The organism is Pseudomonas sp. D8002, from assembly GCF_013385695.1.
In the GTDB taxonomy this organism is placed as follows: Bacteria; Pseudomonadota; Gammaproteobacteria; order Pseudomonadales; family Pseudomonadaceae; genus Aquipseudomonas.
Genome location: NZ_JACAPM010000015.1, coordinates 110770 through 124208, shown reverse-complemented (window position 1 = coordinate 124208; position 13439 = coordinate 110770). Strand labels below are relative to the sequence as shown.

At 57.8% G+C, this 13439-nt stretch carries 9 protein-coding genes; 6 read left to right on the top strand and 3 right to left on the bottom strand.

The features are described 5' to 3' along the window. The first annotated feature begins 46 nt into the window (after positions 1-46). Positions 47-484, top strand: coding sequence for a YhcB family protein (locus HX807_RS09440; protein ID WP_003216019.1), 438 nt, complete (start codon positions 47-49; stop codon positions 482-484). 198 nt (positions 485-682) lie between these two features. Here the strand turns inward: HX807_RS09440 and HX807_RS09435 are convergent, their stop codons facing one another. From HX807_RS09435 to HX807_RS09425, 3 genes are all read right to left on the bottom strand, one after another. Further along, positions 683-2407 carry an ABC transporter ATP-binding protein/permease gene (locus tag HX807_RS09435; protein WP_003216018.1) on the bottom strand — a complete coding sequence of 575 codons (1725 nt, stop codon included), beginning with the start codon at positions 2405-2407 and terminating at the stop codon, positions 683-685. Positions 2408-2507: 100 nt separating this feature from the next. Further along, a complete protein-coding gene (locus HX807_RS09430; RefSeq protein WP_003216016.1) occupies positions 2508-3068 on the bottom strand; it encodes a response regulator transcription factor in 561 nt (186 codons plus the stop codon). Continuing rightward, entirely contained in the window at positions 3061-4323 is a 1263-nt protein-coding gene (locus HX807_RS09425; protein ID WP_003216013.1) for an ATP-binding protein, read from the bottom strand. Before HX807_RS09425 ends, HX807_RS09430 begins: the two co-directional genes overlap by 8 nt. 206 nt (positions 4324-4529) lie before the next feature. On the opposite strand from HX807_RS09425, the gene HX807_RS09420 reads away from it, so the two are divergent. The 5 genes from HX807_RS09420 to HX807_RS09400 all read left to right on the top strand — a co-directional run bounded on the left by HX807_RS09420 (position 4530) and on the right by HX807_RS09400 (position 13428). Further along, on the top strand, positions 4530-5243 hold the full coding sequence (locus tag HX807_RS09420) for an SIMPL domain-containing protein (protein ID WP_003216012.1): 714 nt from the start codon (positions 4530-4532) through the stop codon (positions 5241-5243). Positions 5244-5543: 300 nt separating this feature from the next. Further along, a complete protein-coding gene (locus tag HX807_RS09415; protein WP_023659189.1) occupies positions 5544-8891 on the top strand; it encodes a dermonecrotic toxin domain-containing protein in 3348 nt (1115 codons plus the stop codon). A 119-nt stretch (positions 8892-9010) separates the two neighbouring features. Then, the gene (locus tag HX807_RS09410) at positions 9011-9322 is read left to right on the top strand and encodes a hypothetical protein (protein ID WP_134327322.1); all 312 of its coding nucleotides are present in this window, start codon (positions 9011-9013) and stop codon (positions 9320-9322) included. After that, positions 9319-11691, top strand: coding sequence for a hypothetical protein (locus tag HX807_RS09405; protein WP_218174058.1), 2373 nt, complete (start codon positions 9319-9321; stop codon positions 11689-11691). Before HX807_RS09410 ends, HX807_RS09405 begins: the two co-directional genes overlap by 4 nt. Before the next feature lie 135 nt (positions 11692-11826). Next, positions 11827-13428 carry an ABC transporter substrate-binding protein gene (locus tag HX807_RS09400; protein WP_177049798.1) on the top strand — a complete coding sequence of 534 codons (1602 nt, stop codon included), beginning with the start codon at positions 11827-11829 and terminating at the stop codon, positions 13426-13428. Positions 13429-13439: the final 11 nt, after the last annotated feature.

The window sequence follows — 13439 nt, the reverse complement described above, 5'->3', positions numbered from 1 at the left end:
TCCGAGCCGTTAACGTAAAGCAAAGCCGTTTATAGAGGAAGGACTCGTGGAACACTCGCTCTTAGTTTGGTTGTTGCCGACTCTCGCCTTGGTTGCCGGTGTCGCCATTGGATTCCTGGTTGCCCGCCTGCTGCCGAATGCCGCGCCTAACCGCACGCAGCGTCAGCTGGATGACATTCAGGAACGTTTTGACAGTTATCAGAACGAGGTTGTTACCCACTTCAACAGCACCGCGACCCTGGTGAAAAAGCTCACTCAGAGCTATCAGGAAGTACAGGATCATCTCGCCGAGGGTGCCAACCGCCTGGCCCTGGACGACATCACCCGCCAGCGCCTGCTGGCCGCGCTGCATTCCGATGCACCGCACGCTCCACGGGAACGCCTGACCCCTCCGCGGGAAAATCAGGAACCGCCACGGGATTACGCGCCAAAAACGCCAAACGCCCCGGGGATGCTGGATGAGCATTACGGCTTGAAAAAGTAATAGCTTTTCAAGCGGCATGAAAAAGCCCGGCTGATCGATGATCAGCCGGGCTTTTTTGTTGGCACCAGGTCGACCAGACGACACTGATCCAATGTGGGAGCGGGCTTGCTCGCGAATGCGGTCTATCAGTCACCCTATGTATTAACTGACCCACCGTATTCGCGAGCAAGCCCGCTCCCACATTGACCGAGTCCGACTTCAGGACACTGGCTGTTCTTGTAGCTGCCCGTTCTCGATCCGCACGTGCCGCCCATGGAAACGCTTGAGGCTGCTGCGGTGCCCGACGCTGACGATGCTCAACCCCGGCAATTCATCGATCAACGCCTGATACAGCGCCGCCTCATCTTCCTCGTCCATCGCCGAGGTGGCCTCGTCCATGTACAGCCATTGCGGTTCAAACAACAACGCCCGCGCAAACGCCAGGCGCTGTTGCTCACCCGGCGACAGCATGCGCTGCCAGTGATTGGCCTCATCCAAGCGTGGAATCAGGTGCGCCAGGCGGCAGGTTTCCAGGACCTGTGCATAACGTTGCGCCGGGTACGCGCCCTCCTCCTGTGGATAACTCAACACACCCCGCAAGGTACCAATCGGCAGGTACGGCTTTTGCGGCAGGAACAGATAACGCTCGGCCGGCAAGCGGATGTTGCCGTGGCCGTTTGGCCAGAGATTGCCCATGGCCCGCAGCAAGGTTGACTTGCCGCTGCCGGAACGCCCGCTGAGCATCAATCGCTCACCCTCGGCAACCGTCAGGTTGGCGCCATCCAGCAAGTGACGACCATCCGCCAGATCGAGGCTGAGGTTGCTCATCTGCAAATTGCCGCCCTGGCGTTGCAACTCGATGCCCATGTTGCGGCCTTCGTTTTCTTCCATCGCCTCGCCAAAGCTCAGCAGACGATCACAGGTCGCACGCCAGCTGGCCAACACGGTGTACGCGTCGACAAACCAGCTCAGGCTGCCCTGCACGCTGCCAAACGCACTGGCCACTTGCATCAGCACGCCCAGCTCTATCTGGCCGGAAAAGTAACGCGGCGCTGCCACCACAAACGGGAAGATGATCGCGATCTGCGAGTAACCACTGGTGAAAAAGTTCAGGCGCTTCTTGAGCTGCATGATGCTCCAGAAGTTGCTCCACACCCGCCCGAAACGTGCACTCAGTTGCTGGTGTTCATTCGGCTCGCCATTGAACAGCGCGATGCTTTCCGCGTTCTCGCGCACCCGCACCAGGCTGAAACGCAAGTCGGCCTCGAAGCGTTGCTGGCGGTTGCTCAAGCCGATCAGTTTTCGACCAATCAAGTGGGTCAACCAACTGCCCAGCACGGCATATACCAGTGCCGCCCAGAACATATAGCCGGGAATCGTGATGCCCCAAACCTCGATACTGCCGGACACGCCCCACAGGATCACCGAGAACGACACCAGGCTCACCAGGTTACTGATAAACCCCAGGCCCAGGCTCAGGGTGCTGCTGGTAAAGGCGTTGAGGTCTTCGGAGATACGTTGGTCGGGGTTATCGGTGTAGCCGCCATATTCCAGGTGGTAGTAGTTCTTCTCGCTCAGCCACTTGGCGAAGTAGGTTTCAGTCAGCCAGCGCCGCCAGCGGATGGTGAGCATTTGCTGCAAATAGGAAGTGAACACCCCGGTGACGATCGCCACCACGGCGATCACGCTGAAATACATCAGCAGGTGGGTGAAGGCGTCGTAGTCCTTCTTTTCCAGGGCGTTATAGAAGTCGCGGTTCCAGCTGTTGAACCACACCGACACCGCCACACTGAACAGCGAAAGCCCCAGCACCACCAGCAACAACAGCCAGGCCTTGAACTTCTCCTCACTGCGCCAGTAGGGGGTGATCAGCGCCCAGACTTTCCTTAAAAATTGCCCACGCACCGCGTCATTGACCGCGGAATACTCAGCGTTCTGATTCATTGTTCAGGCTCGGTAGGAAAAAAATAACAGGCGTTTGAACCGATCATAGACGATCGGTTCAGGGCTCCGTGCGGCCTGAAGCAGATTGTTCAGTCGCCGTTCAACGTCGAACCGGGCGTTTCTGCAACTTGCGCTGCAACGTTCGACGATGCATGCCCAGGGCGCGGGCCGTGGCGGAGATGTTGCCTTCGTGCTCGGTCAACACCCGCTGGATGTGTTCCCACTGCAGGCGGTCCACTGACATCGGGTTTTCCGGCACCAGGGTGTCGAGGTCGGCGTGCTCGGAGAGCAAGGCGGCCAGCACGTCGTCGGCATCTGCCGGCTTGCACAGGTAGTTGCAGGCGCCACGCTTGATCGCCTCGACGGCGGTGGCAATGCTGGAATAGCCGGTGAGGATCACCACGCGCATTTCCGGGTCCAGCTCCAGCAGCTTGGGCAGCAGCACCAGGCCGGAGTCGCCGTCCATTTTCAGGTCCAGGGCCGCGTATTCCGGCAGGTCGGCCGTGGCGATGGCCAGGCCTTCCTCGGCGGAACCTGCGGTGCTGACGCGAAAGCCACGACGGCTCATGGCGCGGGCCATCACGCGGGTAAAGGTGGCGTCGTCATCTACCAGCAGCAGGTGCGGCAGTTCTTCGCCTTCGACTTGGATCTCGTCACTCATCGATGTCTCCTCGTGCGACACGGGGCAGGCGCAGCTCGGTGAGCGTGCCGCCTTCCTCATGACTATAGAGTTTCACTGAGCCGCCCGCGCGGGTCACGCTGGCCTTGCTCAAAAACAGGCCCAGGCCGAAGCCTTTGCCCTTGGTGGTAAAGAAGGGCTTGCCGATCTGCTCGGCAATCGCCAGCGGCACACCGGCGCCGTGGTCGCGAATGCTGATGGTGAAGTCTTCCGCATCCCAGTCCAGGGTCACTTCCAACCCTTCCGGGCAGGCATCGGCGGCGTTGTTCAGCAGGTTCAGCAGCGCCTGGGTCAGGTCCGGCGGCGGTGCCATGCGCGGCACCGTGCCCTGGCCCAGCAGGTGAAACCGGTAACTGGCTTCGGGACGCATCAGGTGCCAGCGGTTCAGGGCTTCGTCCAGCCACTGGGTTACGTCTTGCATCTCCACCGCCAGGCGGCGATTGGCCTCGGCGGCGCGCACCAGCTGCTGCAAGGTCAGCTTGCACTGCTTGACCTGTTCCTGCAGCACACTCAGGTCGTCTTGCAGGGCCGGGTCGTGGTGGTCCTGGGTCATTTCCTTGAGCAGTACGCTCATGGTCGCCAGCGGCGTGCCCAATTCGTGGGCCGCGCCGGCGGCCTGGGTGGCGACGGCCAGCAACTGCTGGTCCCGCAGGCCTTCTTCACGGCGAATGGCGCGCAGCTCTTCCTGGCGGCGCAGCTCTTCCGCCATTCGTGCGGCAAAAAAGGTGATGACCGCCGCCGACAGGGCAAAGCTCAGCCACATGCCGTAGATCTGCAGGTTTTCCCGGGCGATGGGGAAGGTCTGCAACGGGTAGAACTGTGCCAGCAGCAGGGTGTACAGGGTCAGGGCAATACCCGACAGCACCACCGAATAACGCCACGGCAAGGTCACCGCCGCGATGGTCAGTGGCACCAGGTAATAGGACACGAACGGGTTGGTGGAGCCGCCGGAGAAGTACAGCAATACGCTGTGGATAAACAGGTCGCAGGCCAGTTGCAGGGCGTATTCCAGCTCGGTCACAGGCCACGTGGTGCGCAGCCGGATGACGGTAAATACACACAGCACCGTGGAGAAGCCGAGGGTCACGGCCAACTGCAACCAGGGCAGCGGCAGCAGCTTGAACCAATAGGCGAGCCCCACCGAACCGGCCTGTGCGGCCAGCACCAGGGTGCGGATGAACGTCAGGCGCCAAAGGTTCTGGCGGGTGGCGGAAGTCAGTTTTACGGCGGCGAGCATGAGCTCTCCCGATGAGCGCTGCAGGCGGATCGCACGGAGTATAAACGAAGCGACAGCGCTGGCACGGCGTGTGTGGCTCTTTGACGCAGGGGTCAGGATCATGACCGTTCGTCGGCATCCGCCAACTTGTAGCGAATGTGTAAACCCGAAGAACTGAAACCTTGCGTCTACAGTCTTACCGAACACGAACATCTCAAGGAGCTTACATGTCTCGTTTCATTCGCAGTGCAGCCACCCTCACCCTCGGCGCCGCTACCCTCGCCAGCCTGCCGGCCATGGCCGCTGACGAACTGCATTACAACCAGATTTCCCTGCGTGCCGAAGTCAGCCAGGAAGTGGCGCGCGACCAGATGATCGTCACCCTGTACACCGAGTCGCAGAACACCGACCCGGCCAAGCTTGCCGCCGAAATCACCACCACCATGAACAAGGCGCTGGCCCAGGCCCGCGAAGTCAAAGGCGTGACCCTGCGCCAGGGTAGCCGCAACAGCTACCCGATCTACGACAACAAGAACCAGAAAATCACCGGCTGGCGTGAACGCGCTGAGCTGCGCATGGAAAGTGCCGACTTCGCCGCCCTGTCCAAGCTCACCGGCGACATGCTGACCAACCTGAAAATGGACAGCATGGACTTCGCCATCGCCAACCCGACCCGCAAGGCCAGCGAAGATGCCCTGCTTAAAGAAGCGGTCACCGCATTCAAGGCCCGTGCCCAACTGGCCACCGATGCGCTGGGCGGCAAGGGCTACAAGATCGTCAACCTGAACTTCAACACCAACGGTTATCCACAGCCGTATGCCCGTGGCGGGATGATGATGAAAGCCGCAGCGATGGATTCGGCACCGACGCCGGAAGTCGAAGCCGGCACCAGCCAGGTCAACATGACCGCAGATGGCGTGATCGAAGTCCAGATGCCTTGATCGAGTGGTACCCCAGTTGCAATGACGCTGCCCACGGGCAGCGTTTTTTTTTGCCTGCGCACTTCATTCAAGAAGTATCAGCGGTAATAACCGGATATCAGCTTAAGAAAATACTCAATGGCTGAGAGTGTTCTGGTCCACACACCTTGAAGCGCACCGGCGATAAATCTTTTCAGCTTATAACCCGCGTAATGGCGAACTACATCTTCCCCATCAAAGAACGGAACACGCCTACACGCTGAACCACCTATGGCGGACATCACATCATTCCTGCACACCATGCACATCAGGATTTGTCATATGACCACCATAGGTTCCATCGCGGCAAACAACGGCTTCTTCCTTGATACCCCCTCCTCGGCAGGTATTGCCGAAGAACAGGGAAAACCCCGCCAAGGTACGGATACTTCACGGCAGACATATTCGCCAGGGCAGCCCGTAAAGGCAGCCGATCGGGCCACCGACACTCCCGCATCACGACCCCGCCGTCACACTCACGACGTGTTGATCCCGGGATTGCCATACAACAAGACAGTCGAAAACTACATTCGCAGTGCAACGACAGGGTTCGAGACGCCCCTGGAAAGCACCGCCAACCTTATCAAGGCCGAAATCAAGAAAAAGTGGGGCGAGGACGTTGATCCGGACAACACGTTTATTACTACCTTCAACTACGACCCGACACGGGGAAGGCCTCCTCGCAATGCAAAGGTACTGAACCGGATAACCTTGACCCAGGCGGCCCTGCAAGATGTGCAGAAAAAAAACAACACCGATGAACACCAGACGCCCGAGGAAAAAACACGCACGACCCTGCATACCTGGCTGGAACGGCTACTGACGTTTTCGCCGCTGGGCCAGGCGGGGCTTGCCATTGACTCTGCCGTCAATGCCCAGCAGACCTATGAGTTTATATACCGCGCCTCCCCGCCCGGCCAGCGCCAGCAATACAACGAGTCGATGCGGATCAAAAAGACCCCGGAGCAATTCAGGGAATTGGTGTGGAACACCGAACGCGCCGCGCCGTATAAAACATTCCTGGATACGTTCTGGCCCAGCCACGAAAGCAAATACACGGCATTGACCAAGGCCTCCTTCGTTGCCGCCATCCTGCTCCAGGAAAAGACCGGCAGCCTGAGCCCAAGCGACAAGGAACTGGCGCTACGCGCAGCGAACTTGACCACCGATAAAGACTGGTCGAACCTCCGCGTCGAGGACCTGAAAGCCTCTGCCGCCCAGGACCCAGGCCTGGAAATGGGTCTGCTCAGCATCAACGGTTTTCAATCTTCGGACCTGCTGTACATCACCGACAAAAACCCCAAGGTCACCGATGACGGCAAGATCATCAGCCCCACGCTTTTGTATATTCCCGGCAACTCGTCGCCTATTCATCGCTTTGACAGCCAGGCCCAGATGAAAAACTGGCTGGCTGAGCAAGCTGCCGACCCCACCAAGCGCGAAGCCCTTTCAACCCATTTCACGCTGCGTGACCAGGCCGACCGGACGTTCTCCGACGGCGTGAACCAGACACTGACCGGGCTGGGTGGCTGGCACCGCAAAGACGCGCCGGATGCCGATGTGTTGGAGCGCCTGAATGAATTCAACCCGCAGACTTTCATCACCACCGAACCCCTCGCCCAGGACCCATTCGAGGCCATTACTGCCCGCCAGAAAGATCGCTCGTACAAGGATGCCGAGACCCAAATCGTCACCGACAGCGACGTGACCAAAGCCAACATCCTCAAAGGCCTGGAAACCGCCACCAAGGTCGCGATGCTGATGACGCCGCTGGCACTGGTGATGCCCGAAGTCGCCGTAGCCCTCGAGGTGTTCTACGTCGCCTCCGGCGTAGCGGAGGCCGGTATCGGCATCGATGACGTCAAGCACGGCAAGAAAGGCGGGGCCGACCATATCGTGTTCGGAGTGCTCAATGCGCTGCCGACGGTGGCTTCGGGCGCAACTTCACTGGTGGAGAAAGGGATAGAGAGGGCCTCGAAAGCCCTTGAGTCCTCCACCCGCATCGCCCTCACGCGCGAAGTCGAGCCGGGAGCTGCAGGGGCAAGCGTGCTGGTACCTGAGGGCCTGTCCGCAGACCAGACCTTCCTGATCAAGCGTGCAACCCATACCGATGTAGTGGTCGGGGATGACGTTTACCGCTACGACCCCGCACAACCGGACGCCTTGACCAAGATGGGGCCTACCGAGCATGCCGAGCCGCTGGAGGATTTTGAAGCCGTTTGTGCGCCGGTTGGGCGCCGCGTAAAGCGCAACATTGACAGCTTGTGCTACACAAAAATGATCGAGGACGCCGATACATCGGTCGCTCAAGACGCCCAGGCACTTGAGCATCGGCGTCTCTTGCCGGGCGCCCCAACGCAGGAAGGCGCGCGGACCGTGGTGCATGAGCACAGGCTGTATAGAGTGAGCGACACATCCAGCCAGGAGCTGATGTCGGTGCCCGGGCACACGCCGGTTACCTACCGCAACCAAACCAGCGGGGTGGTGCTCAATGAGCCGGACTTCGGCTATGAAGATATCGGTCAACCACGGGCGCTCAACCAGGAAACCGTGGTTGTAAAGCTGGACCAGATCAGTGATCTCAGTGATGACCAGCGCGTCCTGAGGGGCATAAAAATACCCTACGCAGGAATAGATTATGTGGTGGTCGAGGGCGATACCGGCATTTACTACGTGGCCGAATACGACGGTTCGAACCCTGCGCTCAACTTTCAACGCATCGCCGCAAACACCGATCCGGCCAGCCGGGACATCATCAGGCTGCATGACGAGTACAAGGACCTCTATCGTGACATTTCCGGAAAAACCCACAATAACGATCTGGTGATACTGCCCTCCCTGGACTCACTGGCAAAAAAACTGAGCCTTGAATACAACTTCACACCCGATCAAGCCACCCAACTGGACCGAGTCCTGGCCGGACTGTCCGATGAAAAGAAACGTGAAGTTCTACTGGCAGTCTATGCCTGGGACAAGAAGGTAGAGGTGGCCGCCAAGACCATACAACTTGAGCCCCTTCAAAAGCCTCACTATTTCGGGCAGCTCACGGTCAACGAGCAAAACAAGGCCTACGCCCGTTGGGGCAAGAGAACGGTGGAGGAACAGTTCCAGACAACCGGTATACGGTCGGCCAACCAGAAAACCCTGGCCGATGCCGGTAACAGTCTGCGCAGCGACGTGGCCAATGAAATAGTGACCTGGCTATACACTCGAACCGGCGCGCCCAACTACTCGGAGGTCATCCTGAAAACGGGTGCTGGCAATTGCGACCAGATGGCCAGGGTCGCCACCGATACCGTTAACGCCAGTGGCGGCTTTGCCCGCATTGCACAAGTGCAGGGACACACCTTCAGCGTGGTCGGCGGCCCCGCAAGTCAGCCTAACCTCTTGACCGCTGGATTTGCCGAGCCCGAATGGGCTGATGCGTGGATAGTGGACCCATGGGCCGGTATCACTTGTCCGGCCAACGAGTACCACGGCCAATTCGCACAACGCATGCAGGAATGGAGCGACGAGGGCCGGCAAATCCTGATCGGAGATGGTGGTACGCCGCCTCGGCACGTCTGGAGCGATCCTATGGACCCGCGGTGGATACAGTCCACCGTTTATGGCGGCGCACAGGTGTTTTAAGGCGATCGCCGCGACGCAGGCGCTTGTCTCAACCTGGGTAACCCGAACGGCGGCAACCGTGGTGACCGCCGTTCTCGTTCGCGTAGCGTTTACCTGCCATTTCAGGGAGCAGGACTGCAATGCCGCTGCCTTCGGGCAGCATTTTTTTTGCCTGGCACTTAATTCAAGAAGTTTCAGCGGTAATAACCGGTTACCAGCTTCAGAAAATGCTTAATCGCCGGGCGTCTGCTGGTCCGGACACATTGAAGTGCGTTGGTGATAAATCTTTTCAACTTATAACCCGTGCAATGGACAACTACATCCTCACCCTCAACGAGCGGAACACGCCTGGACGCTGCACCACTCATGGCGTAGATCACCGTACTCCTCATCCACAGTTTATGGCGGCGCAGATGCGTGCAATCAACATCCAGCCAGGTAATCTGAAATGACAAGCTCAGCTCAACTTAACATTGTCCATTACCCACAAACACCGCTACCCGGTACGACTCAAGAACAACGTACCGAGGCGCTGGAACGGATACCGCCAACGCCATTGAAGAGTACCGATATTTATGAAACGGACAACGTTGGCACTACCGCCAGGAACGAGTCTGATATCTACAAGGCAACCATTTACGGACCCGACTTTGTTCACGCGCCAGGCGATGGGTATATCTACAATGAGCGAGAGGCTCATATCGATGCCTATGCCAATCGTGTAAAGACGCAGATCGAAAATATAGAAAGTGGCACTGAAGGCGAACGAAACGTCAAGTTCCAGAACGTGCGCCTGTTCATGGACCCCGCAGGATACTTCAGTGGGGGTTTATTGGCAGCCGGGTTCGACCCGCATGAAAAGTTCACGGTAACGTTCAATACCTATGTCGGTATGGGCACAGCACAAAATCTCTCTGATACCCAGACACACACTTATTTCGCATGGGAAATTGCAGCGGGTGCTCTAGCGCACGACAGACCCGCACGTGGTGGGGTTTTAAATTTTCCTGAAATGGAAATAGAAAAAAAAGACCGGACAAAAATCAATGATTTGGAAGCGTTCGGCCGACAACTTCAAGCTCGCTGGGAGAAAGACATAGCCGCGCCGATGCGCGAGGGCTCCGGAACAATAGCAGAGCGATCGGGAAAAGCAGACGCCTATGTAACACGGGGCACGTTGCTGAGCCTTCGTAGTGACACGGAAAATTTCGCAAGGTTAAGCCCTGCCGGCCAGGAAGCGGTGAATCGCACGCTGGACAAGAATGGGCAAGTGATTATCCCCAATATTTACGGCTACCCCATGAGCGGGTATGCCTTTATCCCCTACACGCCTTACGATGGCAATACCGCCAATCGCCCCAATCAGGGAGTCATGATCGACTTGAAGAACGGCGCTGTCCGCGAGATAAAAGGCGATGACGAATTTGCGAACTGGGCCAAAGACAATCGTGATGAATTGATGCGCCGTTTCAATACCGGTGATATGCAAGGGCGACACAATGCCCACTGGCCACCGGCCGGGGCGGTGCTCGACAGCCTCATCCAGGATAATCGGTCGCGATATCCGGGGTACGAACACTGGTACAAAGATAAATCCGTGCCGGTACGAGAGCTATTCAACTACACCGAATCGCGAAAAGCAGGTTATGGGCTGCAATTTGGCGATCTGAACAAAGGTATCGCCCCCCACTACCAGGAGCAGAACGCCAACAATGCGGTGTGGGCCGACCAGACGGATGTGTTTGGTGCCTCGCAGCAAGCCTGGAAGTCGGTGAAAGACACCTGGGGCAAAACCTTTGGTAATCTGCCCATTGTTGGCAATATAGGCAATATCGTGTTTGGCGTGCATGACAGCCTCTATGGCAAGACCGCAGGCGAGCGCACAGGGGGAACTGCTGCGGCCGTCATCTCAAGCCTGATGCTGGCACACGAAGTTGCACCCGGTTTGGTCGAGGCGAGCCTGGGTGAAACTCCGATCACGTTCAACTCCACCGTTACTGAAGACTACCGCTGGAACTATAATTCGCAGAAGAGCGAATTTGAGCTGACACGCGTTTCGAAAGTATCCGGCGATAGTCATCCGGACCCGTCGTTAAATGAAATTGAGTCGAGTGGACCAGAGGTCCCCCCGGCATCTATCAACGTAGACGGCGTCGAACTGCCGCCCCTGAAAACGGTTAAAAATCTGCCGGTCGGCGAGGCCCTTTTTTCTACTGCTGAAAAAACCAGTATTCTCAGTGGAGAAATAGATAGCCTGAACACTATCAACGATAAACTTTACACGTTCGTGGATGTGAACAAACAAGGTTCGGCCCAGCGATTGAACATACTGGTACACGGTAAAGTCGATGAGACTACCGGGGTCGCAAAAGTTTCTTATGATGGAAAGCTCAATAGTCCGGAAGAATTGCTGGATACGCTTCACAGCAAAGGGATCCATCCGGAAGAGTTCGACAACGTGCGCCTGCTGTCATGTGATTCCGCAACCGGTGGGGATGCTTCGTTTGCCGCTCAATTCCAAAAGTTGATTGGCCGCCCTGTCAAAGGTTATAGCGGCACCTTGAGTGCCAACCTGGCCCCTGAAGAGATAAAAGCTGCCATTGACAAGGTAGAAAAAATCTACCTGGAGAACTTATCCGCACAAAATATTCAGATCACCGATAACGTCCGTACCGCAGTAAGAGCTGAGGCTGAACAGTATGTCAGCGAAGAAATGGCGCGGATCAAGAAATTCAAGCCGTCAAAGAGCAACCCGTACTGGAATCCGCTCAAGTGGTGGGCGTTCACTTATAAACCCGAACACTTTCCGGCTAAATCGTAGCGACCTGGAATAGCCGAATCCCGGAGACACTGGGGCCTCGCATGCTTATCTCTACCTGAGTGACAAGAACGGCGGTAACCTCGGTGACTGCCGTTTTCGTTCGGGCACTATTTGCCTGCCACTTCAGGGGTCTCCATGGAAAGAATCACCTTAAAACCGCTGCTCCTTGCTGCCGGCCTGCTGGCATTCATGCCCATGGCCCAGGCAGCCAGCACCCTGGTCTACTGCTCCGAAGCCAGCCCTGCCGGCTTCGACCCCAGCCAGTACACCAGCGGCACCGATTTCGATGCCTCCGCCGAAACCGTGTTCAACCGCCTGACCCAGTTCAAGCGTGGCGGCACTGAAGTCGAACCCGGCCTGGCAACCAATTGGGACGTGTCCAAAGACGGCCTGATGTATACCTTCCACCTGCGCGATGGCGTCAAGTTCCACACCACCGACTATTTCACCCCGACCCGTGATTTCAACGCCGACGACGTGCTCTTCACCTTCCAGCGCCTGCTGGATCCCGAGACCCCGTTCCGCAAGGCTTATCCATCGGAGTCGCCCTACTTCACCGACATGGGCTTGAACACCACGATCAAGAGCGTCGTAAAACTCGACGAGCACACCGTGCGCTTCAACCTGAACAACGTTGACGCCTCCTTCGTGCAGAACCTGGCCATGAGCTTCGCCTCGGTGCAGTCCGCCGAATATGCCGCGCAATTGCTCAAGGAAGGCAAGGCCGCGGACATCAATCAGAAGCCGGTGGGCACCGGGCCATTTGTGTTCAAGCGTTACCAGAAGGATTCACAGATTCGCTACAGCGCCAATAAACAGTATTGGAAGCCCGAAGATGTGAAGCTGGACAACCTGGTGTTCTCGATCACCCCGGACGCCGCCGTGCGCCTGCAAAAGCTCAAGGCCGGCGAGTGCCAGGTCAGCGGTTACCCGCGCCCTTCCGACATCGAAGTGATGAAGCAAGACCCCAACCTGCGGGTTCTTCAGCAAGCCGGCTTCAACCTGGGCTTTCTCGCCTACAACGTGACCCACCCGCCCCTGGACCAGCTCAAGGTGCGCCAGGCGCTGGACATGGCCATCGACAAGCCGGCAATTATCAAGGCGGTGTACCAGAGCGCCGGACAATTGGCGCAGAACGCCCTGCCTCCGGCCCAGTGGTCTTATGACCCGACAATCAAGGACGCGCCCTACGATCCGGCCAAGGCGCGGGCGCTACTAAAAGAAGCAGGGGTTGCACCAGGTACCACCCTCAACCTGTGGGCGATGACCGTACAACGCGCGTCGAATCCCAATGCCCGGATGTCGGCGCAGATGATCCAGCAGGATTGGGAAAAGATTGGCATCAAGGCCAATATCGTCAGCTATGAGTGGGGCGAGTACATCAAACGCGCCAAAGCCGGCGAGCACGACGTGATGATCTACGGCTGGACCGGCGACAACGGCGACCCGGATAACTGGCTGGGCGTGCTCTACAGTTGTGCCGCGGTGAAGGGCAGCAACTATGCAAAATGGTGTAACCCGGCCTACGACAAACTGGTGCAGCAGGCCAAGGTCAGCAGCGACCGCGAGCAACGCATCAAGTGGTATCAACAGGCACAAAAAATCCTTAAGGAACAAGTACCTATAACGCCTATCGCAAACTCGACGGTTTTCCAGCCCCTGCGAAAGGAAGTGCAGGACTTCAAGATCAGTCCTTTTGGACTCACTCCCTTCTACGGCGTCAGTCTGAATAAGTAACAGCCGCGCCC